The organism is Priestia megaterium (assembly GCF_009497655.1).
In the GTDB taxonomy this organism is placed as follows: Bacteria; Bacillota; Bacilli; order Bacillales; family Bacillaceae_H; genus Priestia; species Priestia zanthoxyli.
Window position 1 is genome coordinate 4,367,174 of the sequence record NZ_CP023317.1, and the last position, 25,301, is coordinate 4,392,474.

22 protein-coding genes, 1 other RNA gene and 1 other annotated feature are annotated in these 25,301 nt (G+C 39.3%); of the genes, 4 read left to right on the forward strand and 19 right to left on the reverse strand.

The window, feature by feature from the left end; genetic code table 11:
* Positions 1 to 85: 85 nt before the first annotated feature.
* Together CEQ83_RS22400 and cymR are read right to left on the reverse strand one after the other, a co-directional pair.
* Positions 86 to 1,228 (reverse strand): cysteine desulfurase family protein, encoded by a 1,143-nt coding sequence (locus CEQ83_RS22400; protein WP_028411684.1) that lies wholly within the window; start codon positions 1,226 to 1,228, stop codon positions 86 to 88.
* Between the two features lie 23 nt (positions 1,229 to 1,251).
* On the reverse strand, positions 1,252 to 1,668 hold the full coding sequence (gene cymR, locus CEQ83_RS22405) for a cysteine metabolism transcriptional regulator CymR (RefSeq protein WP_013059297.1): 417 nt from the start codon (positions 1,666 to 1,668) through the stop codon (positions 1,252 to 1,254).
* Between the two features lie 226 nt (positions 1,669 to 1,894).
* On the opposite strand from cymR, the gene CEQ83_RS22410 reads away from it, so the two are divergent.
* Positions 1,895 to 3,172 (forward strand): replication-associated recombination protein A, encoded by a 1,278-nt coding sequence (locus CEQ83_RS22410; RefSeq protein ID WP_033579665.1) that lies wholly within the window; start codon positions 1,895 to 1,897, stop codon positions 3,170 to 3,172.
* 46 nt (positions 3,173 to 3,218) lie between these two features.
* On the opposite strand, the gene pstA is transcribed toward CEQ83_RS22410, so the two are convergent.
* The 8 genes from pstA to CEQ83_RS22450 form a co-directional block, all read right to left on the reverse strand.
* On the reverse strand, positions 3,219 to 4,148 hold the full coding sequence (gene pstA, locus CEQ83_RS22415) for a phosphate ABC transporter permease PstA (protein ID WP_025750576.1): 930 nt from the start codon (positions 4,146 to 4,148) through the stop codon (positions 3,219 to 3,221).
* Positions 4,145 to 5,032, reverse strand: coding sequence for a phosphate ABC transporter permease subunit PstC (pstC, locus tag CEQ83_RS22420; protein WP_013059300.1), 888 nt, complete (start codon positions 5,030 to 5,032; stop codon positions 4,145 to 4,147). Before pstC ends, pstA begins: the two co-directional genes overlap by 4 nt.
* A gap of 124 nt (positions 5,033 to 5,156) precedes the next feature.
* Entirely contained in the window at positions 5,157 to 6,041 is an 885-nt protein-coding gene (locus CEQ83_RS22425; protein WP_033579664.1) for a phosphate ABC transporter substrate-binding protein PstS family protein, read from the reverse strand.
* A 421-nt stretch (positions 6,042 to 6,462) separates the two neighbouring features.
* Entirely contained in the window at positions 6,463 to 7,227 is a 765-nt protein-coding gene (locus CEQ83_RS22430) for a tRNA threonylcarbamoyladenosine dehydratase (protein WP_028411687.1), read from the reverse strand.
* A 162-nt stretch (positions 7,228 to 7,389) separates the two neighbouring features.
* Positions 7,390 to 7,571, reverse strand: a non-coding RNA gene (ssrS, locus tag CEQ83_RS22435) — 6S RNA.
* Positions 7,572 to 7,690: 119 nt separating this feature from the next.
* Positions 7,691 to 9,469, reverse strand: coding sequence for an aspartate--tRNA ligase (gene aspS, locus CEQ83_RS22440; protein WP_013059303.1), 1,779 nt, complete (start codon positions 9,467 to 9,469; stop codon positions 7,691 to 7,693).
* Positions 9,470 to 9,481: 12 nt separating this feature from the next.
* Entirely contained in the window at positions 9,482 to 10,750 is a 1,269-nt protein-coding gene (gene hisS / locus CEQ83_RS22445; protein ID WP_098112960.1) for a histidine--tRNA ligase, read from the reverse strand.
* Positions 10,751 to 10,818: 68 nt separating this feature from the next.
* Positions 10,819 to 11,051 (reverse strand) — a binding site (T-box leader).
* Between the two features lie 87 nt (positions 11,052 to 11,138).
* Entirely contained in the window at positions 11,139 to 11,315 is a 177-nt protein-coding gene (locus CEQ83_RS22450; RefSeq protein ID WP_013059305.1) for a hypothetical protein, read from the reverse strand.
* Positions 11,316 to 11,481: 166 nt separating this feature from the next.
* Between CEQ83_RS22450 and CEQ83_RS22455 the strand changes: the two genes are divergently transcribed.
* Positions 11,482 to 12,366 (forward strand): N-acetylmuramoyl-L-alanine amidase family protein, encoded by an 885-nt coding sequence (locus CEQ83_RS22455; RefSeq protein WP_223546263.1) that lies wholly within the window; start codon positions 11,482 to 11,484, stop codon positions 12,364 to 12,366.
* Here the strand turns inward: CEQ83_RS22455 and dtd are convergent.
* From dtd to CEQ83_RS22485, 6 genes are all read right to left on the reverse strand, one after another.
* Positions 12,357 to 12,818, reverse strand: coding sequence for a D-aminoacyl-tRNA deacylase (dtd, locus tag CEQ83_RS22460; protein ID WP_028411689.1), 462 nt, complete (start codon positions 12,816 to 12,818; stop codon positions 12,357 to 12,359). The genes CEQ83_RS22455 and dtd overlap by 10 nt on opposite strands.
* A 15-nt stretch (positions 12,819 to 12,833) precedes the next feature.
* Complete coding sequence (locus CEQ83_RS22465; RefSeq protein ID WP_013059308.1) at positions 12,834 to 15,032, reverse strand: RelA/SpoT family protein; 2,199 nt, start codon at positions 15,030 to 15,032, stop codon at positions 12,834 to 12,836.
* Positions 15,033 to 15,217: 185 nt separating this feature from the next.
* Complete coding sequence (locus CEQ83_RS22470; RefSeq protein WP_013059309.1) at positions 15,218 to 15,730, reverse strand: adenine phosphoribosyltransferase; 513 nt, start codon at positions 15,728 to 15,730, stop codon at positions 15,218 to 15,220.
* Positions 15,731 to 15,745: 15 nt separating this feature from the next.
* The gene (gene recJ, locus CEQ83_RS22475; protein ID WP_028411690.1) at positions 15,746 to 18,088 is read right to left on the reverse strand and encodes a single-stranded-DNA-specific exonuclease RecJ; all 2,343 of its coding nucleotides are present in this window, start codon (positions 18,086 to 18,088) and stop codon (positions 15,746 to 15,748) included.
* Between the two features lie 140 nt (positions 18,089 to 18,228).
* Complete coding sequence (secDF, locus tag CEQ83_RS22480) at positions 18,229 to 20,466, reverse strand: protein translocase subunit SecDF (protein ID WP_028411691.1); 2,238 nt, start codon at positions 20,464 to 20,466, stop codon at positions 18,229 to 18,231.
* 137 nt (positions 20,467 to 20,603) lie between these two features.
* Positions 20,604 to 20,897, reverse strand: a complete 294-nt coding sequence (locus tag CEQ83_RS22485) for a post-transcriptional regulator (RefSeq protein WP_028411692.1) — start codon at positions 20,895 to 20,897, stop codon at positions 20,604 to 20,606.
* 64 nt (positions 20,898 to 20,961) lie between these two features.
* On the opposite strand from CEQ83_RS22485, the gene spoVB reads away from it, so the two are divergent.
* Positions 20,962 to 22,572, forward strand: coding sequence for a stage V sporulation protein B (spoVB, locus tag CEQ83_RS22490; RefSeq protein ID WP_028411693.1), 1,611 nt, complete (start codon positions 20,962 to 20,964; stop codon positions 22,570 to 22,572).
* 20 nt (positions 22,573 to 22,592) lie between these two features.
* On the opposite strand, the gene CEQ83_RS22495 is transcribed toward spoVB, so the two are convergent.
* Positions 22,593 to 23,246 (reverse strand): DUF421 domain-containing protein, encoded by a 654-nt coding sequence (locus CEQ83_RS22495; RefSeq protein WP_028411694.1) that lies wholly within the window; start codon positions 23,244 to 23,246, stop codon positions 22,593 to 22,595.
* A 146-nt stretch (positions 23,247 to 23,392) separates the two neighbouring features.
* Here CEQ83_RS22495 and CEQ83_RS22500 point away from each other — a divergent pair, with 146 nt between their 5' ends.
* The gene (locus CEQ83_RS22500; protein WP_014458132.1) at positions 23,393 to 23,776 is read left to right on the forward strand and encodes a TIGR04086 family membrane protein; all 384 of its coding nucleotides are present in this window, start codon (positions 23,393 to 23,395) and stop codon (positions 23,774 to 23,776) included.
* A 35-nt stretch (positions 23,777 to 23,811) separates the two neighbouring features.
* Here the strand turns inward: CEQ83_RS22500 and yajC are convergent, their stop codons facing one another.
* Positions 23,812 to 24,075 carry a preprotein translocase subunit YajC gene (yajC, locus tag CEQ83_RS22505; RefSeq protein WP_028411695.1) on the reverse strand — a complete coding sequence of 88 codons (264 nt, stop codon included), beginning with the start codon at positions 24,073 to 24,075 and terminating at the stop codon, positions 23,812 to 23,814.
* Between the two features lie 72 nt (positions 24,076 to 24,147).
* Complete coding sequence (gene tgt, locus CEQ83_RS22510) at positions 24,148 to 25,287, reverse strand: tRNA guanosine(34) transglycosylase Tgt (RefSeq protein WP_013059317.1); 1,140 nt, start codon at positions 25,285 to 25,287, stop codon at positions 24,148 to 24,150.
* Between the last annotated feature and the right edge of the window lie 14 nt (positions 25,288 to 25,301).

The window sequence follows — 25,301 nt, forward strand, 5'->3', positions numbered from 1 at the left end:
CATTTTAATTAAATTGTTCGCTAAAAAGCGAAAGAAACGACACAAACCATCAGTGAGGGATGAAGACCCTACTGATGGCTGCTATTTACATCGTTAGTCGCTTAACGATGTTTGCTGTTTGACGTGCGGTTTTTTCAATTTGCTCAGCAGAGTTTCCTAGGCCAAAGCTAAATCGAATAGAAGTTGTTAAACGCTCAGACCCTTTTCCAAACATAGCAACAAGCACATGAGAAGGATCGATTGCTCCCGCTGTGCAAGCTGAACCGCTCGATGCCGCAATTCCTGCTAAGTCTAAATTTACGAGCATCGATTCAACATTTGTTTTTGGAAATGATAAATTTAACACATGTGGCAGAGCATTTTCAAGATGTCCGTTAATTTCAAATGAAATACCTTCTTCTTTCAACACAGCTACCATTATTTCTTTGTATCTTCTATATTCATCTGCACGTGTTTGCAGCGTTTGTTGCGAAATTTTCACAGCTTCTTCAAACCCGACGATACTTGTCATGTTCTCAGTTCCAGCTCGTCGTTTGCGCTCTTGTTCTCCTCCAAATAGCAAAGGAGACAGTGAAACGTGAGCAGCTGCATATAAAAAGCCCATCCCTTTTGGTCCGTTAATTTTATGAGCCGAAACGGATAAAAGATCGACACCTAATTGTTGCACATTTAACGGAATTAATCCATAAGCTTGCACTGCATCCGTGTGGAAATATGCTCCATGCTCTTTTAATAGAACTCCAATTTCTCCAATTGGCTGAATAGCACCTACTTCATTATTTCCAAACATCACCGACACAAGAATTGTTTGATCCGTTAGGGCTGATTTTATTTCATCCACAGATACTTGTCCGTACTCATTAACTGGTAGGTAAGTCACTTCAAAGCCCTGTGTTTCTAAATATTCACACGTATGAAGCACAGCGTGGTGTTCAATTTGCGTGGTAATAATATGATTTCCTTTATGGCGGTTTGCAAGAGCGACTCCGATCAGTGCCATATTATCTGCTTCTGTCCCACCACTTGTAAAAATCAGTTCATTTTCGTGTGCTCCAATACTTGCTGCAATCGTTTGGCGAGCTTCGTCTAAATAGCGTCGACTTTCCCGCCCGTAGTGATGAATACTAGACGGATTTCCAAAGTACTCATGCATAAAAGTCGTCATTTTCTCAACGACTGCTGGATGTATTGGAGACGTTGCTGCATGATCAACATAAATACGTTCCAAAATAAACGCCTCCTAGCTCATTATTAAATATAAAACATATAAGACGCTTGATCATCATCAGAATGATTTGCTAAATCTTCAAGCGTTGTGCTATCTAGCACTTCTTTAACTGCATCTCGAATACGAATCCACAGCTCGCGTTTTGCAGGCTCTTCATCTTCAATTCCTTCTACAGGACTAATAGGACCTTCTAAAACGGAAATAATATCGCCAGAAGTAATGTTAGCAGGTTCATGTGCCAAGATGTAACCTCCATAAGCTCCGCGCACGCTTTTTACAAGCCCAGCGTTACGCAGCGGTGAAATAAGCTGTTCTAAATAATGTTCAGATAAATCATGCGTTTGAGCAATAGTTTTAAGCGAGATAGGACCTTCTCCAAAGCGCTTCGCAAGCTCAATCATAATCGTTAAACCGTAGCGTCCTTTTGTTGAAATTTTCATACGATACACTCCTTTAATACACTTTTTTTATTTATGAAAAAAATAAGACCCTCACGTTGTCACTGAATGCTGTGATGAGTCGTTTTTTACTAAGCTATATGAACTTCTCTATACGCGTTTCTTGCAAATGTAACTGTTGATATTATAACATACTATGCCTATAAGATAAATTTCCACCACCTATTCACCTCTTGTGATACAGTGAAAGAAAAGAAAGGAGAAAAACATGTCTACAAAACCTCTCGCATTTCGAATGCGTCCGACTCATTTAGATGACGTTATCGGGCAGCAGCATTTAGTTGGCAAAGATAAAATGATTTATCGAATGGTAAAAGCAAATCACTTAAGCTCGATGATTTTATATGGGCCTCCAGGCGTCGGGAAAACAACAATTGCCACAGCTATTGCAAAAACAACCAACACGGCGTTTCGTCAGTTAAATGCCGTTGTAAACAATAAAAAAGATATGGAAATTGTCGCCGAAGAGGCCAAAATGTCAGGCAAAGTAATTCTTCTGCTAGATGAAGTTCATCGCCTTGACAAAGCCAAGCAAGACTTTTTGCTTCCTTATTTAGAAAACGGCATGATCATTCTAATCGGAGCGACAACAAGCAATCCTTATCACGCGATTAATCCTGCTATTCGAAGCAGATGCCAAATCTTCGAATTAAAATCTCTTACGCCAGATGATATCAAAATGGCGCTAACAAGAGCACTCAACGACTCATCCAATGGATTTGGGGATAGAAAAATTGTCGTAGAAGATGACGCCATGAACCACTTTGCCAACAGCTGTAACGGTGACGTGCGCTCGGCTTTGAATGCTCTGGAACTAGCTGTTTTATCAACAAGTGAAAGCGATGGTAAAATCGTTATTACCTTACAAACGGCAGAAGAATGTCTGCAGCAAAAGTATTTTTCACATGATAAAAATGGTGACGCTCACTATGATGTATTATCGGCTTTTCAAAAATCGATTCGCGGGAGCGACGTAAATGCCGCTCTTCATTATTTGGGACGGCTAATTGAAGCAGGAGACTTGATCAGCATCAATCGTCGCCTTTTAGTCATTGCCTATGAAGACATTGGACTAGCTGATCCGGATGCCGGCATGAGGACACTAGCAGCTATTCAAGCAACTGAGCGATTAGGACTTCCAGAAGCACGCATCCCGCTTGCAAACGCCGTTATTGAGCTTTGCCTATCACCGAAGTCCAACGCTGCTTACAAAGCATTAGATGAAGCGATAAGTGATATTAAAAAAGGGTTGTCCGGCGACGTTCCCATTCATTTGAAGGATGCTCATTACAAAGGAGCAGAGAACCTTGGACGAGGCGTTGAATATCAATACCCGCATGATTTTGATAACGGATGGGTCCTTCAACAGTATTTACCGGATCGCATCAAAAACAAACAATATTTTCATCCTAAACAAAATGGACAAGAAAAATACTTTTCAAAAGTTTTCAATCGTTTAGAGACATTAAAAAAAGAAAATGGCTGAAACTGTTGCTCAGTTTCAAAGCCATTTTCTTTTTTGTCTTTATCTATTAAGCTGCACTTTTAACGTCTTTTCGTTTTTTCGTTTTTGTTGAACCTTTAAAGTAGCTGTCTAAAAGTTTTGCTACTAAACGAGCGATTATATTAAACAACAGAACCATAATGATTAGAATAGCAGCTGACTTTGTTGCAATCAATCTCGCATCAGGTACAATTCCTTCAGAGTTTAATTTCCAAATGTGGACGGCAAGCGTCTCCGCTGGTCGAAAAATATTAAACGGGTTTACAGGACTCGTTAAGTCGGCATTTGAATTTAACATCGGCGTCGTTAAGCCAGCTGTATAAATCAGCGCAGCTGCCTCTCCAAAGATTCGTCCCGCTGTTAAAATAACGCCCGTGATAATTTGTTGAATCGCTGATGGAATCACTACTTTGACAATTGTTTGCCATTTAGTCGCACCCAAGCCTAAACTCGCTTCTTTTACACTCGCAGGAACAGATGCAATCGCACTTTCACATACGCGCGTTAAACCCGGTAAATTTAAAATTGTAATCACAAGTGCTCCGCCGATAAGCGTATAGCCCCAGCCTGAAAATGTGACGAAAATTAATAATCCAAATAAACCAACTACAATGGACGGTAATGACGCCATTGTCTCAATACATAAGCGGACGAAATTTAGGAAACGACCTTGCTTCGCGTACTCCGCTAAGTAAATTCCGGCTCCTAAACCAAGAGGAATAGAAATGATCAGCGTTAAAACAAGCATGTAAAACGAGTTAAACAGCTGCGGTCCAATACCGCCACCTGCCATCGTATTGCTTGGCTTTCCAAATAAAAAGTTCGGATCCCAAAATCCCCAGCCCTTGGCGATAATTTCAACAACTAAATACACTAATAGCGCCACAACTAGAGCGGCAATGCCATAAAAAATACCTGTCCATATATTATTTACTGTGCGTGCATTTTTGTTTCTCATTGATGAGCACCTCGTTTCCCAATTGCTCGGATAATTAAAATGAACACGAAAGAAATAAGCAGTAAAATCATGGCTAACGTCCACAATGCGTTATTCCATGCCGTTCCGTTTAACGTATTAGACATATCCATTGTTAAAATACCTGTTAATGTTGCCGTTGGGCTGTATAAGCTTTCAGGAAGCTTAACCGTATTTCCGATAACCATTTGAACAGCTAGCGCTTCTCCGAATGCACGGGCAAGCCCTAACACGATACCTGTTAAAATACCTGTTTTAGCAGATGGAATAATAACTCGGCTAATTGCCTGCCATCTTGTTGAACCTAGTCCATAAGAAGCTTCTAAATATTCAGGTGCTACGCTTCGAATTGCATCGTCAGCAATACTTGCAATTGTCGGAAGAATCATGACGCTTAAGACAATAATTCCGGCAATCAAACTAAAGCCCACTCCGCCGAAGTTATCGCGAAGAAGCGGCACTAAAATGGTAACCCCTAAAAGACCGTATACCACTGAAGGAACTCCGACTAAAAGCTCTAAAACCGGTCGTAAAACCGTTGACCCAAATTTAGGCGAAATATAGTTGTTAAAAATGGCAATAGCAATTCCAATTGGAGCACTTATAATAACGGCTCCGATTGATACAAGCATTGAACCCAGAATAAACACAAGTGCCCCGTATTCTTTATTGTTTGGGCTCCATTTTGTTGAAGTCAACATTTCACCGATTGATATATTGCTTTGTAAAAATGACTGTATGCCTTTTTCACAAATAAATACGATAATAGCTAACGTAACAAGTACAATTAAAATACCGCAAAATGTAGAAAGCGTACGGCCAATGTATTCGCTTTTTACATAATTAATGGATTTTTTCCCCTTCATCGCTCTGTCTCCTTACATATTCAGTATATATTCGCTTTTCTTTTTATTTGCTATATACTTTATTAACATTCAAATAGAATAAGACTGACTGTGTTAGTCAGCCCTATTCTTTTTAAAAACACTTTTATTTTTTGAATTCAGTCATTGGGATATAGCCCATATCTTCTACTTGCTTAGCAAAGTCTTTACCAGATACATAATCAATGTACTCTTTTGCACCATCTTTTGGCTCACCGTTTGTAATCATGTACTCATAAGACCAGAACGGATATTTTTTAGAAACAATATTTTCTGTTGTTGGCTCCACACCATCAATATTAAGCATTTTTAAACTTTCTTTTTTATCGCCAATTAAATACGACATAGCAAGGTAACTTACTGCTCCTGGAGTTGAGTTTACTGATTGCTCAACCGCTCCGTTTGAATCTTGAGCTGTACCAACGCTGTCATTTACTTTTGCGTCACCCATTAATGTTTTCTCAAATGTAGCACGTGTACCAGATGATGCTGGACGGTTGATTACGTTAATTTTTTCGTCGTTTCCGCCAACTTCTTTCCAGTTTTTAATTTCACCAGAGAAAATCTTTTGAATTTGCTCTTTTGTTAACGATTCTACTTTTACATCTTTATTTACAACAAGTGCGAACCCAATGCCCGCTACTTTCGTATCGACAAGTTTATCTGCTTTTGATTTATCTTCGATTTTATCGGCTGCTGGAACGTCAGAGTTTCCAATGTCAACTGCTCCTGATGCTACTTGGTTAACACCAGTTCCACTACCTCCACCTTGTACCGTTACTGAAAGGTTTGGATATTTTTCCGTAATTCCATTCGCTGCTTCTTCTGCAAGTGGTTGTAAAGCTGTAGATCCCGCCGCTGTTAACGTACCTGACACTTCTTCTTTGCTGCCCGAACCACTGTCGTTGCTTGCTCCGTCTTTACCACATGCTGCTAGTGCTCCTACCATTAAAAAAGCTGCTAATGTTACTTTAAAACCCTTTGTTTTCATTACATTACCCTCCAATAAATATATGTGTAATTAGTACTAGTCCTTTGTACTCGAACAACAGGTACAAGACACATTATACGAGTAGATTGTTGTCTTTATATGAAGTGAATTTTAAGTTACTGTAAACTTACTTATTTGGGGTTTATTTTTTCTTATTTCTATCAAAACCCTTGATATATAAGACTTTCTGAATATTACTGTAGAAGATACAACAGAAAGAAAGCCAAAACGTAAATTTTATGTAAATAAAGCGTTAAATAAATTTACATAAATCTCTTTTTTTACTACAGTGTAAATTCACCATCAAGCCATATTTTTCAATTTATTAGTACTTTTTATACATATCAAACAGAAGATTCCATCCAAAGCATAAATAGAACAGATATTTCCATAAAAAAAGAAGGCTGCGATAGCCTTCTTTTTATTGATCACCTACGCGGCGAATCTTAATATTACTTAATAATTCATTGATAACATGACCGCCCATAATTAATCCCGCTACAGATGGAACAAAAGCATTAGAAGATGGGGGCATTTTCGCTTTTCGAATTTGCGCTTGATCGTTTCCTACTTCTTTGCGAACTTCTTCGCGAATAACGATTGGACGTTCATCAGAAAAAACGACGTTAATTCCTTTGCGAATTCCTTCTTTACGCAGACGAGTACGAACCACTTTTGCAATCGGATCTGTATGCGTCTTTGAAATGTCTGCAATTTTAAAACGTGTTGGATCCATTTTATTCGCAGCACCCATACTTGAAATAATCGGAATATCACGTTTTAAACATTCTTTCATTAAATGAATTTTATACGAAATCGTATCGGATGCATCCACTACAAAGTCCGGTTTGTAACTAAAGAACTCTTCATACGTTTCTTCCGTATAAAACATTTGAAGAGAAACGACGTCACAGTCTGGGTTAATATCCAAAATACGCTGTTTCATTAATTCTGTCTTGGGCTGACCTACCGTCGAAAGCAGCGCATGAATTTGACGATTTACGTTTGTAATATCAACATCGTCTTTATCTACAAGAATTAAACGACCTACTCCTGACCGAGCCAAAGCCTCAGCAGAAAACGACCCTACTCCTCCTATCCCTAAAATAGCAACCGTGCTGCCTTTTAAAGTAGCTAACCCTTCTTTTCCTATCGCCAGTTCATTACGCGAAAACTGATGCAACATGTTAAAACACTCCTCTATTAAATACACCAACGTGTATGATTAATTCAAATAAACAACGAAATTGACTATACCATATTTTTAGCAAAACGAACATGAGCATTCGTTATTTCTCCATAAAAAAACTCTATGCAAATCATTACATAGAGGATTTCTTATATGTATGCTAGTCCCGATCGTGCCGTCTCGAGTGCCTTCGTTTTGAACCCGCTCTCGGCAGGTGGGTGCTCTGCTTTAACCATTGTAAGTCCTCGAGATGAGGCATGTACGCTCGTTAAAAACTCCGAGCTCCCAAGCAAAAAATTGTTCGGTCAAAACTGGATTAAGGACGAACACATCAGGACTATTTAGTTCTTGAAAGTATCTTATCACAGAAAAAATCACTTTGCAATTAATAAGTAAAACAAAAAAAATCGAGCCTGTCGTGCTCCAGTGACAGGCTCGATTTAACAGATGGTTTAATCGATTACGCTTCTGTTTTTTGCTTTTTTACCTGCAAATGCAGCTCGTCTAATTGCGCTTCACTTACTTCACCAGGTGCGTTTGTTAATAGACAGCTTGCACTTGCTGTTTTAGGGAAGGCAATTGTATCGCGCAAGTTTGTGCGTCCTGCTAAAAGCATAACCAAACGGTCAAGACCTAACGCAATTCCGCCGTGAGGAGGAGTACCGTATTCAAATGCTTCAAGTAAGAAACCGAACTGCTCATATGCTTCTTCTAATGTAAATCCAAGCGTTTTAAACATTTTTTCTTGAATATCACGCTCATAAATACGTAAAGATCCTCCGCCAAGTTCGTAACCATTCAACACTAAGTCATATGCTTGTGCACGGACTTGTCCAGGATCGCTTTCTAACATTGGTAAATCTTCACGAACTGGCATTGTGAATGGATGATGAGCCGCGTAGTAACGGTTGTCTTCTTCGTCATGCTCAAGAAGAGGCCAATCTGTTACCCATAGGAAGTTAAATTTCGTTTCATCAATAATCCCTTGTTCTTTTGCAAGCTTTAGACGAAGAGCGCCAAGTGCATCTGCTACAACTGACTTTTTATCAGCTACAAATAAAAGTAAATCTCCTTCTTCCGTTTGAAGAGCTTCAGCAAATTGCTTTTGCTCATCTTCGTTGAAGAATTTTGCAATAGGTCCTTTTAAGCCGTCTGCTTCAACTTTCAGCCATGCTAACCCTTTAGCACCGTAAATTTTCACGAACTCTGTTAAAGCATCGATATCTTTACGTGAATAGCTAGAAGCGGCACCTTTTACGTTAATCGCTTTTACTTCTCCGCCGTTTTCAACTGCTGCGCTAAATACTTTAAACCCGCAGTCTTTCACAAGCTCTGATAAGTTGACTAGCTCCATTTCAAAACGTGTATCCGGCTTATCTGAACCATAGCGGCTCATCGCTTCATCATATGACATGCGCGGGAAAGGCGTCGTTACATCTAAATCTTTTACGCGCTTCATTACTTTAGACATCATTTCTTCCGTCATTGTCATGATGTCCTCTTGAGATAAAAATGATGTTTCAATATCGATTTGAGTAAATTCAGGCTGACGATCTGCACGCAAGTCCTCATCGCGGAAGCAGCGAGCAATTTGATAATAACGCTCAACTCCGCTTACCATTAACAGCTGCTTAAAGATTTGCGGTGATTGAGGAAGAGCATAAAACTCACCTTCGTGTACGCGGCTCGGCACAAGATAATCACGTGCACCTTCTGGCGTGCTTTTTGTTAAAATAGGTGTTTCAACATCTAAAAAGTCATTTTGATCTAAGAAGTCGCGAATTGTTTTTGTAATGTCATTGCGCATTTTAAGCGTGTTAAACATTTCAGAACGTCGAAGATCTAAATAACGATATTTTAATCGAACATCTTCTGATACTTCGGTTTGATCCGCAATGGCAAAAGGAGGTGTTTTGGCTTTATTCAACACCGTAATTTGCTCAGCGTGAACTTCAATTTTACCTGTTTTTAAGTTCGGGTTAACGGTTCCCTCTTCACGAGCTACAACAGTTCCCTGCACTTCCAGTACGAATTCATTACGTACATCTTCAGCAATTTTTAGCGCTTCAGCAGATTTTTCAGGATTAAATACAACTTGCACAACTCCGCCGCGGTCGCGTAAATCAATAAAAATTAATCCGCCTAAATCACGGCGCTTTTGAACCCATCCTTTTAATAGAACTGTTTCGCCAGTTGCTTGTTCTGTTACATCTCCACAGTAGTATGAACGTTTTGTCATCATGGTTCCCCCTTATACTTGTTCCTGCAAATAGCTAACCAATTGATCAATTGATACTTCTTGCTGTTCGCCAGATTCCATATTCTTTACGTTTACAATTTGTTTTGCTAGCTCATCTTCACCTAGAACAACAACAAATTTTGCTTGTACACGATCGGCTGCTTTGAACTGAGCTTTCATTTTTTTATCTTGATAATCTTTATCTGCTACAAAACCTGCACGTCGAAGCGTATTTACAATTGAAACAGATTTTTCTTTCGCCTCATCGCCCATTGTCACTACATAGCAATCTACGCCAGTTTCTACCGGAAGCTCAATTCCTTCTGCTTCCAATGCAGATAATAAACGTTCAATGCTTAAAGCGAATCCGATACCTGGTGTTTCAGGTCCGCCGATTTCTTGAATCAGCCCATTATAACGGCCTCCGCCGCAAAGAGTTGTAATGGCGCCAAATCCTTCTGCTTCACTCATTAGTTCAAATGCTGTGTGATTATAATAATCTAACCCGCGTACTAGCGTCGGATCTACAACATAGTCAATGTCTAAATCGGTTAAGTACTGCTGTACTTTTTCAAAATATTCTTTTGAATAGTCGTTTAAATAATCAAGAATAGACGGCGCTGTAGCCATCAGTTCATGGTCACGATCTTTTTTACAATCTAAAATACGAAGAGGATTTTTCTCCAATCGGCTTTGACAGTCGCTGCAAAACTCTCCGATGCGAGGTGCAAAGTGATCGATAAGTGCTTGACGGTGAGCTTGACGACTTTCTGTATCTCCTAAACTGTTAACAACCAGCTTTAATTTTTTTAATCCAAGCGATTGGTAAAAGCTCATTAACAGGGCAAGAACTTCAGCGTCGATAGCTGGATCATTTACCCCTAATGCTTCTACGCCAAACTGAACGAATTGACGGAAACGTCCCGCTTGAGGGCGTTCATAACGAAACATAGGACCGATATAAAACAGCTTTGTTGGCTGCGTTGGATTTCCAAACATTTTATTTGAAACAAATGATCGTCCAACTGCAGCTGTTCCTTCTGGACGAAGTGTTAAGCTGCGGTCGCCTCGATCCTTAAATGTGTACATTTCTTTTTGCACGATATCCGTTGTTTCTCCCACTCCGCGCAAAAATAATTCAGTGTGTTCAAACATTGGTGTACGAATTTCTTGGTAGTTGAACGCACGGCAGATTTCTCTTGCTCGCTGTTCAACAAACTGCCAATATTCTACTTTGCCCGGTAAAATATCTTGTGTGCCTCTAGGTATTTGAACTGACATAACGTGATATGCCTCCTATATTTAAAATTTACAATACAAAAAAACTCTCGCCTCTACTATTTTTCCATAGTAGGGACGAGAGTTAATCTCACGTGGTACCACCCTAATTGAAACATATGACATGTTTCCACTCATTTCGTTAACGCACGAACACGTTCATCTCCTACTAAGTTTCCCTTTTCAGAGTGAAGCCTCCTGAGTGTTCTTTCATAAAGTCATCATGTAGAAATGCTTTCAGCCTAAGACATTTCCTCTCTAGCCATGTGTCATCTTTACTACTTTTCTCGATCTTTGGCTTATCAATATAAAAATGTTATACATTCATTTTAATTTAGCAATTGCTTTCTATATTACGAATGAAATGAGCAGTTGTCAAGCACCTTTCATGTTAAGAGCGGTCTAATTGTTTTCTTAGTTTCTGAATATCTCGAAGCGTTAAACCAAATTCAGAAGCCAATTCAAGGGATGAAGCTTCACTTTCTCTATCAATAAAATCATGAAAATGAATGCCAAATACCGGATTTACCTGCTGAAATGATTGTTCACCTTTTTCACTAAACTTCATCGTTTCTTCCTCCCTGCCTACACTTACTTATCCTTTTATTAGCATTGCCCAAAAAAGATGTTTTTACATAAGAGAAAGGATTTTTTTTCTTTTCATCGAATACTCTATTTTGTTATAAAAAGGAGGTCTATCTATTCGCCATCTTAACATGAAGTCTGTATCTGTTTTGGCTGCAAGTATCCTTTTGTTACTGTGCTCTTCCTCATTTGAGCGCCCAAATGTACCGGTGCATCAACCCATTGTTGTAACAGCTGACTCTCTTCATGTACGCAGCGGTCCAGGACGTTCATTTTCAATTACAAATAAATTGACGAAGAATACAAGACTATCCGTTTCAGACCGTCAAGGAGATTGGTATTATGTAGAAAGCTCGGGTATTCAAGGCTGGGTGTTTAAAAAATTCACGAAAACCGTAGCGCTCCGCAGCGTTCAGCCTAGCATGCAAGTAGCGCAGCGCCAGCCTGTTTATACGCTGAGTAAAAGCTTGCAGCACCTAAAGGGCAAAACCATTATTATTGATGCAGGCCATGGAGGAAAAGACAAAGGAGCCATCGGCACACAGGGCACATATGAAAAAGATCTCACTCTCCGAACAGCGCTGATTTTACAAAACAAACTTCAAAAAGAAGGCGCACACGTCATTTTAACCCGCACCCGTGATGAGTACGTTCTGCTTTCACAGCGCACGCTGCAATCGACTAAAGCAGATGCTTTTATAAGCGTTCACTACAACAGTACGAACAGCTCACAGCTAACTGGCCTTATGACGTATTATTATCATCAGCATCAGGACAGTCCACTCACACATTCTATTCATCAGTCACTCATTGAACATGCAAAATTGAAAGACAAAGGAGAACGATTTGGAAACTATTATGTTCTTCGCGAAAATACACGTCCGAGTACATTAATTGAACTGGGCTTTTTAAGCAACGAACGGGAAGAAACGTATATTAATTCCATCAGTTATCAGCAAATGATTACATCCGCTATCGCTGAAGGATTAAATCACTACTTTCAAAACAAAGAAAAAACGCAGACTCATCTGTGAGCCTGCGTTTTTTCTTTGCTTTCTACAATAAGTGTGACCGGTCCGTCATTCGTAAATGATACGTCCATCATTTCGCCAAATGCGCCGGTTTCTACTCGAATATTTTTTCCTGATAATACTTTATTAAAATAGTTGTAAATCGTTACAGCATGATCTGGCCTAGCAGCTTCCATAAAGTTTGGTCTTCTGCCTTTTCGGCAATCTCCGTAAAGCGTAAATTGAGATACCGATAAAATTTCTCCTTCTACATCTAGAAGCGACAAATTCATTTTGCCAGACTCATCTTCAAACACTCGCAAATTTACAATTTTGTCTGCTACATACTCTGCATCGGCTTCAGTATCCTCGTGGGTAATACCGACTAAAAGCATATATCCGTGCTCAATCTCGCCGACCGTCTCCCCTGCAACAGTTACTTTTGCATTCTTTGCTCTTTGTACGACTACTCTCATGTATAACGACCTTTCTTAATGCATAATTCGGCGAACTGAATAAATGTCTCGAAGCTGCTTAATGCGCTCGACCACTTTATGAAGATGACTGATGTTATGAATAGAAATTGACATATGAATCGTAGCCATTTTGTTTCGGTCCGATTTTCCTGAAACGGCTGAAATATTCGTTTTAGTCTCGTTTACAACCTGCAGAACTTCATTTAGTAAGCCTCGACGGTCGTAGCCCGAAATTTCAATTTCCACATTAAACTCTTTGCCCTCTTTAATATGTGTTTCCCACTCTACAGGAATAAGACGGCTTTCAGCATCATCTGTGTGAACGTTTAAACAATCTGCTCTATGAACAGATACTCCCCGCCCCTTTGTAATAAAACCAACAATCTCATCTCCGGGAACTGGATTACAGCATTTAGACAAGCGAATCAGCATGTTCTCTACACCCGGTACGATAACACCGGAATCTTTTCGTTTATGCTGGCGAACACGTTTAGCCGCAGTGTCGCGTGCAATGTCATCAATTTGGATCTCTTGTTCTTGATCGCGCTGCTTTCTCCACTTCTCGGTTAAACGATTAGCTACTTGAGCCGCAGTTAATCCGTTATATCCAATAGCTGCATACATATCATCTTCATTTGAGAAATTAAACTTCTCCGCTACTCGTTTGATATTATCAGCTGTTAATACTTCTTTTAAGTCAAACTCCATTTGACGAATTTCTTTTTCAACCAGCTCTTTGCCTTTTTCAATATTTTCATCGCGGCTTTGCTTTTTAAAGAATTGGCGAATTTTATTTTTGGCTTGAGACGTTTGAGCAAGCTTTAACCAGTCCTTGCTTGGACCATATGAATGCTTAGACGTCAAAATTTCGATAATGTCCCCCGTTTTCAAACGGTAATCAAGCGTAACCATCTTGCCGTTGACTTTTGCTCCAATGGTTTTATTTCCGATTTCAGAATGAATACGATAGGAAAAATCAATTGGAACAGAACCCGAAGGAAGCTCAATGACGTCGCCTTTTGGCGTAAAAATATAAACCATGTCAGAAAACAAATCAACTTTTAGAGATTCCATAAACTCTTCTGCATCGTTTGCATCATTTTGAAATTCTAAAATTTCTCTAAACCACGTTAACTTTTCTTCAAATGAAGCATGCTCAGCTGTTTTTCCCTCTTTGTAAGCCCAGTGAGCAGCAATTCCATACTCAGCAATTTGGTGCATGTCAAATGTTCGAATTTGAACTTCTAACGGATCACCTTTTGGTCCGATAACCGTCGTATGAAGAGACTGGTACATATTTTGTTTTGGCATCGCAATATAATCTTTGAAACGTCCTGGCATTGGTTTCCAGCACGTGTGAATAATCCCTAACACCGCATAGCAGTCTTTAATGCTATTTACAATAATGCGCACAGCTAGTAAATCGTAAATTTCATTAAACTGCTTGTTTTGCAGTGCCATTTTACGATAAATGGAATAAATATGTTTTGGACGTCCTGAAATTTCAACTTTAATCGACACTTCATCTACTTGCTCACGAACTTCATCAATAACTTCAGCCAAATATTGCTCGCGTTCCGCACGCTTTTTCTTCATCAAATTGACAATGCGATAATATTGCTGAGGATTTAAGTAACGTAAAGCTGTATCTTCAAGCTCCCACTTAATTTTTGAAATACCAAGACGATGAGCAAGAGGAGCAAAAATTTCAAGCGTTTCATTTGAAATGCGTCGCTGCTTTTCCTGCGGTAAATGCTTCAGCGTACGCATGTTATGAAGACGATCCGCAAGTTTGATCAGTATGACTCGAATATCTTGAGCCATTGCCACAAACATCTTGCGGTGATTTTCAGCCTGCTGCTCTTCTTTAGACTTATATTTAATTTTTCCAAGTTTCGTTACGCCGTCTACTAGCATTGCTACTTCTTCGTTAAAAGCTTTTTCTAAATCCTTTAGTGTTATCTCTGTATCTTCGACCACATCATGTAGAAATCCAGCTGCAATTGTTGCTGGATCCATATCTAGATCAACTAAAATTCCTGCGACTTGAATCGGGTGGATAATATATGGTTCACCCGACTTGCGATATTGTTCTTTGTGAGCTTCTTTTGCAAAATCATATGCTTTTTGTACAAAAGCCACGTCTTCTTCATTTAAATATCGCTTCGTATTGTCAATGACCTGTTCCGCTGTTAGGACTTGCTCATTTGCCATGAAATCACCTTTTATCAACTAGCATTTTTAATTCATATTGTAACTATTATCTTGAAAAAATCCAAGGATGTAAAGCCTTTGCGTCTAATTTATGAAATTTACATCATTTCCATTTTACGTATTCACGTTTTTTAACGAAAAAAGAGCACCTGTATCAGGTACTCTTTTTTATGTGATCGTTCTTCTTAATACGTCATTAATGTGAATACATCGTAACCGTCTAGTTTGTCACGGCCGTCAAGGTAAGAAAGTTCAATTAAGAACGCAGCTCCAACAACAATTCCGCCTAATTCTTCAACAAGCTTAATTGTCGCTTCAATTGTACCGCCTGTTGCTAATAAATCATCTGTAATCAACACGCGCTGACCTGGCTTAATTGCATCTTTGTGAATCGTTAATACGTCTTTACCGTATTCTAAACCGTAATCTACTTTAATTACTTCACGCGGTAATTTTCCTTCTTTACGAACAGGTGCAAAGCCGATACCTAACGCATAGGCTACTGGACAACCAACGATAAATCCGCGAGCTTCCGGTCCTACGATAATATCAACTTGTTTATCATTGGCATATTTTACAATCTCATCCGTTGCGGCACGGTATGCGTCACCGTTATCCATTAATGTTGAGATATCTTTAAATGTAATACCTGGTTTTGGCCAGTCAGGTACAATTGTAATATAATCTTTAAAATTCATTCTAATGTTGCCTCCTCATTCAATCGAACGCTTAAAAATATCTTGAAATTGATTTTTAAGCTGTACATATGACGTATAAATAAAGTTTTTTTCTATTTCAATCTGCTGCTGCTTTTGGCGATAAGTCGCAGATTCTATTAAATCACGTTTCGTAGAATTTTTCACTAACGAAATTAAGCCATTGTTTATTGTAACAAATTCTAACTCAAAAAACACCTTTGCCATAAAATCAATCGTTTCTTTCGACCAGCCCTTATGAATTGCTAAATCTTCTTTGTAGCGTTTTAAATCAAAAGGACCCTTTTTCGCTAAAAAGCCGTAGAACCATTTAAAGTGATCGCGAGTTGGGATTGTATCAAAATAATGGTCTTCTTCCGTTAAGAAAATAGCGTATATCCTAGAAGGAATACCTTGGACAAACAAAGCTTCAAGCCACTTCTGTGATGGAGGCAAATCTAATAAAACGATCTGTTCTCCTGCAAACATGCATGCTTTTGCCTGTTCTTCATTTTGAATAAGAACAACATGTTCCATCGGCAGCATCGACTTGTATTTATCAATTGTTGAATCGTGAAAAGCAACAACTTTCATTTGATCTGTGAATACCTGTTCAAAGAAACGTTTGACATCAACCGCGCTGCGATAATCAAACATCTGCCACTCATCTACAGAGATATCTTCTACCATCAGCTGCGGTTTGCGCATATTGTTCCACTCATTAATGGATAGTTCACCTACTAATGATACCTTAGCTATAGGAGATACTTCATCTAATATATAGCCTAACCCAAATCCTACTGCATCAACCGATACACCGCTGTCTTCAAATACGAGTTTTAAATGATTTTTATTCGCACCAATTTTCCGCATAGATGTTGTATGAACATCTTTAATGAGAACTTTTGGCTTCGGATTATGCATACCAAATGGAGCAAGCGCACTCATTTGTTCAATGTTTTCCAGGGTAATTTCCTCTGTTTTGCATACTGTATCAACTGATGTAATTGGAATAAAGTCCTGTTGAGTTAACACGTTGCTTGCTTGTTCATTAAGGCGTCTGCGCAGTTCTTCTACATCCTCGCTGTTTAACGTCATGCCGGCTGCCATTGGATGCCCTCCAAAATGCGGCAAAATGTCACGGCATTTAGATAAGTTCGCGAATAAGTCAAAGCCTTGGATACTTCTTGCTGAACCTTTAGCAATACGGTTTTCAGAGTCAACACTTAATACAATTGTTGGTCTGTAGAACTTTTCTACGAGCCTAGAAGCAACAATTCCAACAACGCCTGCATTCCATCCTTCTCCCTCTACAATAAGAACGCTATTTTCATCCGGAGGATACATACTTTCAACAAATTCAACGGCTTCTTCCGTAATATCGTTTACGATTTGCTGCCTTTCCTTGTTTAACGCATCAATTTCTTTAGCTAAACCTTTTGCTTCTTCAGCATTTGTTGTCATAAGCAAATGAACAGCTGGATCAGCATCTTGAAGACGTCCTACTGCATTAATGCGAGGAGCCATGGCAAATCCAATTGTATCTTCAGTAATTTCTTCGCGTTTTACTCCACATACGCTCAGCAGCGCTTCAATTCCAGTACGCTTCGTGAGCTTGAGATAGTCAAGACCTTTGCGAGCAATTAAGCGGTTTTCGTCGACTAAAGGAACTAAGTCAGCAATCGTCCCAATCACTGCTAGTTCTAACAAATGTTCCGGAAGCTCCCCTAACAGCGCATGAGCAAGTTTAAAAGCAACTCCTACACCTGCCAGTTCTTTAAATGGATATGTACTGCCCGGCAGCTTTGGATGAATAATTGCATAGGCATCGGGTAAAACCGGACCCGGCTCGTGGTGATCAGTAATAATTAAATCAAAATCTAATTCACGTGCATACGCCGTTTCTTCGACTGCCGAAATACCTGTGTCTACCGTAATCACCAGCTGATAGCCGCCTGCGTTTATTTTATCAAATGCTGCCTTATTCGGCCCATAACCTTCTGTAAAGCGATTAGGAATATAAAAATCAGTATCAGCGCCGAGCTGCTGTAAAGCAGATAACATAACTGAAGTACTGCTGACGCCGTCCGCATCGTAATCTCCATAGATCATAATTTTTTCATTATGATCAATTGCTTGCTGAATACGAGCTACTGCTTTGTCCATATCGTGCAATAAAAACGGATCGTGGAACGTTTGTGCATCAACGTGTAAAAACTCACGTGCCGCTTCTACTGTTGTCATGCCTCTATTAAGTAATAACGAAGCTACTAGAGGTGTAATATTGAGGTTTTCTACAAATTCATTAACAAGTTGTTCATCACATTCTTGAACATTCCAACGTTTTTTTGACTGTAACATGTCTCTTCACCCCTTAACCCACATTATTATACTAGAGTGGATGAAATGGAGCAACGAAAGAAAATAAGCATATTTTTCTGACAGTGCGCCTTAAATTTTCACGTACAAAAAAACGTGCGAACACTTCGCACGTTTTTGAATTACTTGCTTTCTACTTCTTTTTGTTCCTCACGCTTCAACTGTTTACCTTTCCACACAAGCCATAGCTGCGCAGCAATAAACACAGATGAATATGCACCAAGAATTAAACCTACTAACAGGGCAATTGAGAAGTTTTGAATGGACTCACTTCCGAATACAAGAAGTGCTACAACTGCAATCACAACTGTTAACACGGTATTCATCGAACGAGTAAACGTTTCGCGTAAACTTAGATTTACGATAAATGCCAAATCGTCAAACGTTTTGGATTTGAATTTCTGCATATTTTCACGAATGCGGTCAAACGTAACGATTGTATCGTTAATTGAGTAACCAACAATCGTCAAGACAGCGGCGATAAACGTTAAATCTACTTCTAACTTTGTTAAGCTAAAGACCGTAACGATAAAGAACGCATCATGCAGCAGAGCAAGCACGGCTGCAAGCGCCATGTAAAACTCGAATCGAATCGTTACATAGATGATAATTCCAATTGAAGCAATCACGATCGCCATCATTGCATTTTTCGCCAGTTCTTTTCCAACTGTCGGCGAAACGGTGCTTACGTTTGGTTCAGAACCGTATTTGTCTTTAAAGTGGTCTTTTAAATTGGCAATTTCTTTTTTATTCAAGACCCCAACTACACGTACGACACCCGTATCATTACTTTTTCCTGTAATAACTATGTCATCCGTTTTGATATCAAGAGACTTCATTTCACGCTGTATCTCAGCCTGCGTAACGGTATGATTTGCGGGAATCTCTATGCGAGTTCCGCTCGTAAAGTCAATACCGAGGTTCAGCCTAAACACAGCAACCGAGATAATACCGATAATCACGAGCACGCTTGAGAATGTGAAGAACGCTTTACGGTATTTAACAAAGTCAATTTTATCCCACGCTGTAGGTAAAACGGTTGTGCCGTCATCTTTGCTTAAATCGTGAATTTGCTCTTTCTTCACGCCAAAGTAGCCTGGTTTTTTATCAAACCAGCGGCTGTTTACTAAAAGGCTCATTAATAAACGCGTACCGTATACGGCCGTAATAAAACTTAGCACAATCCCAATCATTAATGTTGTTGCAAATCCCTTTACTGAACTTTGACCATAAAAGAACAGTACAAGAGCCGCTAACATTGTTGTAATATTGGCATCAAAAATGGTCGCAAGTGAGCGACGATTTCCTGCCCGGTAAGCCGATATAACAGACCTTCCTGTTTTCAGTTCATCTTTAATCCGCTCGTAGGTAATAATATTCGCATCTACTGCCATACCTACGCCGAGAATAAGAGCCGCAATCCCTGGAAGCGTCATAACCACGTGCATCCAGTCAAATACAACTAAGTTTAAGTAGATATAAAAACTGAGTGTAATAATGGCAATAAGCCCCGGTAAACGGTAGAAAAACAGCATGTAAAGGAAGATAATTCCGATGCCGATAATACCCGCTAATATAGTCGTATGAAGAGCTTCTTCTCCAAACTGAGCTCCAACGGATGTAGAGTATAGCTCATCTAATTTAACTGGCAGCGACCCGGCATTTAACAATTCCGCCAGCTGCGTTGCACTTTTCACTGTGAAGTTTCCACCTGAAATTTCAACATCTGGCTGTGTTAACACGCTGCTAACAGAAGCTGCAGACAGGTACTTCGGATTTTGTTTTGCTGATTCTTTTTGGTACGAGTCTTTTCCTTCTTCATAATCCAGCCAAATGACAATTAAATTGTTAGGTGCTGGTTTTTGAGAAAGCTCTCGCGTAATCTTTTCAAATTTTTTCGCATTTTTTAACTTTAGTGAGACGCTAGGCTGATTGCTTTGGTCAAACGATTGCTTTGCTCCGCCTTGCGCTAAGTCTGTACCATCCATCAGCACCTTATCGTTCACGTCACGGAACGTTAAGTTTGCTTGAGTTGATAACAGATCCCTGGCCTGCTTTTGATTCGTGACACCAGCTAGCTGAACACGGATGCGGTCGTTTCCTTCAATTTGAATGCTGGGCTCACTAACTCCCAGTACATCGACACGTTGACGCAGCGCTTCAACCGTGCTGTTAAGTGCCTTTTTGTCAATGACATCGCCTTTTTTAGCTGGACTGACTTTATATAAAATTTCAAATCCACCTTGAAGGTCGAGGCCAAGTTTAATATCTTTTGTAATTCCAGTCATCGTTGTTCCGATTGTACTAAACACAAGCAGTACTAAGAGGAAAAAGGCAACGATACGTCCTCTTTTAACCATCGACAGAAAATCCTCCTTCTTATGTAAAAAACATGAAATGATAACAATAGATAAATGACCAATCTAATTATCATTCATAACCTAATGTCTGTCAAATAAAGACCTTATCAAATTTTAATACATGTATTTTACAAACTCTACTTTAATAATTCTTTCCAGTCTTCTCCATTATTAACACTTGAGAACATATCAGATTTATAAGATTCAATGGTTACATAGCTCATCACCTGCGTGATCTTAACAGATAAAATATCATTTACAACTTGATGGAGAGATAGCTCCTTTTCTTTTTTCCATTTTTTCATTTCCAAATAACTCAATAAATCGTTCTCCGTTACTTCTTCATATCCGAGCATATGAAATTCTTCCATTTTGCTGGATACGACAGGCTGTATAAGTTCTTTCGAAGCTGAAATAAATGGATGTGTCATATTGATCCTCCTTTCCGTTTGACATTTTGCGTAAAATTTCTTTCTCGTATGAGGAATACTTGTCATGCTTGGACACCGACGGCGCATATATTCACTGTATAAACCTCAAGAAAGCAGTGAGTATATGTCTAAATTTTTACAGGGAACTATTATTTTAATAATTGCTGGCTTAATTACACGTGTACTCGGGTTTGTCAATCGAATTGTGGTGGCTCGAATGATTGGAGACGAAGGTGTGGGACTTTATATGATGGCGGTCCCCACGCTGGTATTAGTAATCACCTTAACACAGCTTGGGCTACCGGTTGCCATATCGAAGTTAGTGGCAGAAGCAGAAGCTTTAGGTGACAGGCATAAAATAAAAAAAATACTTGTCGTCTCTTTAAGTATTACGTGTACGCTGAGCGTTTTATTTACGCTCGGACTAATATTATTCGCTCCCGTTGTAGCAAAAACCTTCTTTACAGATTCACGTACGATCTATCCGCTGCTTGCGATTATTCCTGTTATTCCGATCATCGCCGTGTCGTCTGTCATTCGCGGATATTTTCAAGGAAAGCAGCAAATGAAGCCCGCTGCTTATTCTCAAATTATTGAACAAGTGGTGCGAATTACGTTAATTGCTGTCTGTACAAAAGCATTTTTACCTTATGGAATTGAGTACGCCGCGGCTGGCGCTATGCTCTCTTCGGTATTTGGAGAGCTCGCTTCCCTGTTTTACATGGTGTTTATGTTCAAGCGAAAGAAGAAAATAACGGTAAGACGAAAATTTTTTGCTTCTTTACATGCGGGCAAAGATACGTTCCTTGACTTAATGCGAATCGCTCTTCCCACGACAGGAAGCCGCATGATTGGGTCAATTTCTTGGTTTTTAGAACCTATTGTAGTAGCTCAAAGTTTAGCAATTGCAGGAGTAGCGACAGCGGTAGCAACGAAGCAGTACGGAGAATTAACAGGCTTTGCACTCCCTCTCCTGATGCTGCCTTCTTTTGTAACGGTGTCTCTATCCACTTCTTTGGTTCCCGCAATCAGTGAATCTCTTGCACAGAATCAAATGAAACAAATCGAATATCGGCTTCATCAAGCTCTCCGCTTGTCGTTTGTAACAGGCGGACTGGCCGTTGTTGTTCTTTATGTATTTGCTAATCCGGTAATGGAATTGATGTATGGTTCTGACAAAGCTGCTATTTTTGTCAAAGTCATGGCGCCTTTTTTTATCTTTTATTACTTTCAAGGGCCGCTTCAAGCTGTTTTGCAGGCGCTAGACCTTGCAAAAGCCGCCATGATTAACAGTTTTATAGGAGCAGCGGTCAAAACGTCTCTTATCTTCTTACTCGCAACTCAGCCCAATCTAGGCATTATGGGAGCTGGCCTTGCAATTGTTGTGGGAATGATGCTTGTCACTCTTTTACATCTGTCTACGGTCATGAAAAAAATCACGTATAAGCTTCATGTGTTTGAGTATCTTCGCAGCTTTGCTGTAATGGGCATATCAGGCTTTATTGGACACTTTGCTTATATGAACCTTTTCACTTCCATCCCGTTAAGCTTACGAACCATTTTATCAATTGCACTGACAAGCTTTGTATATGTACTGTTTTTGCTGCTTTTTAGACTGATAACAAAAGAAGAATTAAATCGCTTTTCTGTTTTACGTTATTTTAAACGAAAATAAAACGCGGAGCACTCCGCGTTTTATTGTTTCACATCTATTAAATCTATAAAAAATTTTCCGTTGTCGTAGCTGCAATATGAAATCTTGTCTAAGTTTGAATGCCCCAGTTTCTCTAACTCCTGCCTTAACCATTCCGTTGTTTTATGTTCATGCAACAGATGCTCTTCTTGAATAACGCCGTCAATGATAAAAGGCAAATTCAAATTGCCTTTTTTACCTGATTGCTGATCTTTTTCAAACACGGATAGCCTTCCTGAAGATTCTAAAATAGCAAATTCAACATCAGCTACATTTTTTATATTTTTATCTCGTAGCTGCACAAGCAAATCATTGAAGTTATATCGCTGCCTTTTCATTTCATGTTCATTTATTTTTCCATTTTCAATGATAATACTAGGTTTACCATCAATAAAATTTCGCATTCGATTGCTTTTAAGAGACCATATAGCTAAACCAATTTGAATAATAAGAAGCGTTAACATCGGAAGAATTGAATACAGCAAAGGATCTTTTGGGTTTTCAATAGCCATTACTGCCATTTCAGCAATCATAATAAAGACAACTAAATCCAAAATGCTCAGCTCTCCTATTTCCCTTTTGCCCATAACGCGAAAAATAATTAAAACTACTACATACAAAAGCACGGTTCGCGCAACCATGATTAATAGTTCCACTGCAAAGACCTCCTTTATGTATTCCCTTGTAGTTTGTACCATTTATTTTAAAATAGCCTTACTTTTATGCGTCTATTTTGAAGTCATCCCGAATATGCTCGTACTAAGGGTTCACCTATCTTTTTATTTCATGAGGGGGAAACAAGTTGGGTGCAAAACGAATGAGCAACGCTGTATTTGCAGGGGTAGCAACAATCTTAGTGATGGCTTTAGCGATTAGCATTATCTTTTCGCTTATTTTAAAATTCACATCGCTTGAAGAACAGTCCGTACGTTTATTTTTACTTATTCTCTCATTTATTACACTGTTTATCGGAGGATTTATCGCGGGAGGACGAAACGGTTCAAAGGGACTGCTTGTTGGAGGAGCCACTGGTATTTCTTATTCTTTTTTAATGTTTTTACTACAATTCCTCGGCTATAGTCACCTGTTTTCTGCACAGCAGCTTTTATTTCACGCTGGGTTTATTGGAGTCGCTATTCTCGGGGGAATTGTTGGCGTAAACATTGCCGGTTCACGAGAAGCATAAAAAAACGTCACGTACATGTACGTGACGTTTTTTTATTAATCTACGCTTCTTACTTCACGAATAGCATTGCGGTCAAATGTTAATTTTGAACCGTCAGTGCTGCGAACCACAACTTGTGACTCATCGATTGCTTCTACCAAACCGTGCATACCGCCAATTGTAACAATCTTATCACCTTTTTTAAGTGCTGATTGCATTTGCTGTACGTTTTTTTGACGTTTTTGCTGTGGACGGATTAACAAGAAATAGAAAATGACAAACATTAAAAGTAATGGCCAAATATTTTGTAAAACACCCATGAAAACTCCTCCTTTTATTTATATTATCAACAGGTACTCATTCATAAATTTGATGAAAATTCCTGTAGTGACCTAGAAATTCTTTGCGTCTGGGCCGTTAAACCCATATTTTTCAAAGAACTCATCGCGGAAATCGCCAAGTCGGTCTTCGCGAATGGCTTCACGGACTTGCTCCATTAAGTTTAGCAGAAAATATAAGTTATGGTAAGATGTTAAACGAATTCCAAACGTTTCATTACAGCGAATTAAGTGGCGAATATACGCTCTTGAATAATTTTGACATGTGTAGCAGTCACAGTTTGGATCAATCGGACCGAAGTCTTCTGCATATTTGGCATTTTTAACAACAAGACGACCTTCACTTGTCATAAGCGTTCCGTTACGTGCAATACGCGTTGGTAATACGCAGTCAAACATGTCAATCCCGCGAATTGCTCCATCAATTAACGAGTCAGGTGATCCTACTCCCATTAAATAACGAGGTTTGTCAGTTGGCAAGTATGGCGTCGTAAACTCAAGCACACGATTCATCACATCTTTTGGTTCTCCAACTGACAGGCCTCCCACAGCATAACCTGGGAAGTCCATTGATACTAAATCAGCTGCACTTTGACGGCGTAAATCTTCAAACTCTCCGCCTTGAACAATTCCAAAAAGACCTTGGTCTTGAGGGCGGCTGTGAGCCTCAAGGCATCGCTCTGCCCATCGGCTAGTACGCTCTACTGAACGTTTTAAGTAGTCATATTCTGCTGGATAAGGTGGGCATTCATCAAATGCCATCATAATATCAGACCCAAGCGCATTTTGAATGTCCATCGCTTTTTCTGGAGATAGGAAAAGCTTGTCTCCATTCAAATGGTTGCGGAAATGAACGCCTTCTTCTTCAATACGGCGCAAATCGCTTAAACTAAAAACTTGGAAGCCGCCTGAATCTGTTAAGATAGGACGATCCCAGTTCATAAATTTATGCAGACCACCTGCTTTTTTAACAATTTCATGACCTGGACGAAGCCATAAATGGTACGTATTACTTAAAATAATGCCTGCCCCCATTGCTTTTAAATCTTCCGGAGACATTGTTTTTACTGTAGCTAATGTGCCTACTGGCATAAAAATAGGCGTTTCAAATGAACCATGAGGCGTGTGGACAATACCTAAACGCGCTCCTGTTTGTTTACAAGTTTTTATATGTTCGTAACGAATTGCTGTCATTGATGTATTCCTTT

Coding starts and splice junctions, on each gene's coding strand:
- cymR (WP_013059297.1), bottom strand. CDS start 1,668: ATGAAAATTTCAACAAAAGGACGCTACGGTTTAACGATTATGATTGAG.
- CEQ83_RS22410 (WP_033579665.1), top strand. CDS start 1,895: ATGTCTACAAAACCTCTCGCATTTCGAATGCGTCCGACTCATTTAGAT.
- pstA (WP_025750576.1), bottom strand. CDS start 4,148: ATGAGAAACAAAAATGCACGCACAGTAAATAATATATGGACAGGTATT.
- pstC (WP_013059300.1), bottom strand. CDS start 5,032: ATGAAGGGGAAAAAATCCATTAATTATGTAAAAAGCGAATACATTGGC.
- CEQ83_RS22425 (WP_033579664.1), bottom strand. CDS start 6,041: ATGAAAACAAAGGGTTTTAAAGTAACATTAGCAGCTTTTTTAATGGTA.
- CEQ83_RS22430 (WP_028411687.1), bottom strand. CDS start 7,227: ATGTTGCATCAGTTTTCGCGTAATGAACTGGCGATAGGAAAAGAAGGG.
- aspS (WP_013059303.1), bottom strand. CDS start 9,469: ATGACAAAACGTTCATACTACTGTGGAGATGTAACAGAACAAGCAACT.
- hisS (WP_098112960.1), bottom strand. CDS start 10,750: ATGTCAGTTCAAATACCTAGAGGCACACAAGATATTTTACCGGGCAAA.
- CEQ83_RS22450 (WP_013059305.1), bottom strand. CDS start 11,315: ATGAAGTTTAGTGAAAAAGGTGAACAATCATTTCAGCAGGTAAATCCG.
- dtd (WP_028411689.1), bottom strand. CDS start 12,818: ATGAGAGTAGTCGTACAAAGAGCAAAGAATGCAAAAGTAACTGTTGCA.
- CEQ83_RS22465 (WP_013059308.1), bottom strand. CDS start 15,032: ATGGCAAATGAGCAAGTCCTAACAGCGGAACAGGTCATTGACAATACG.
- CEQ83_RS22470 (WP_013059309.1), bottom strand. CDS start 15,730: ATGAATTTTAAAGATTATATTACAATTGTACCTGACTGGCCAAAACCA.
- recJ (WP_028411690.1), bottom strand. CDS start 18,088: ATGTTACAGTCAAAAAAACGTTGGAATGTTCAAGAATGTGATGAACAA.
- secDF (WP_028411691.1), bottom strand. CDS start 20,466: ATGGTTAAAAGAGGACGTATCGTTGCCTTTTTCCTCTTAGTACTGCTT.
- CEQ83_RS22485 (WP_028411692.1), bottom strand. CDS start 20,897: ATGACACATCCATTTATTTCAGCTTCGAAAGAACTTATACAGCCTGTC.
- spoVB (WP_028411693.1), top strand. CDS start 20,962: ATGCTTGGACACCGACGGCGCATATATTCACTGTATAAACCTCAAGAA.
- yajC (WP_028411695.1), bottom strand. CDS start 24,075: ATGGGTGTTTTACAAAATATTTGGCCATTACTTTTAATGTTTGTCATT.
- tgt (WP_013059317.1), bottom strand. CDS start 25,287: ATGACAGCAATTCGTTACGAACATATAAAAACTTGTAAACAAACAGGA.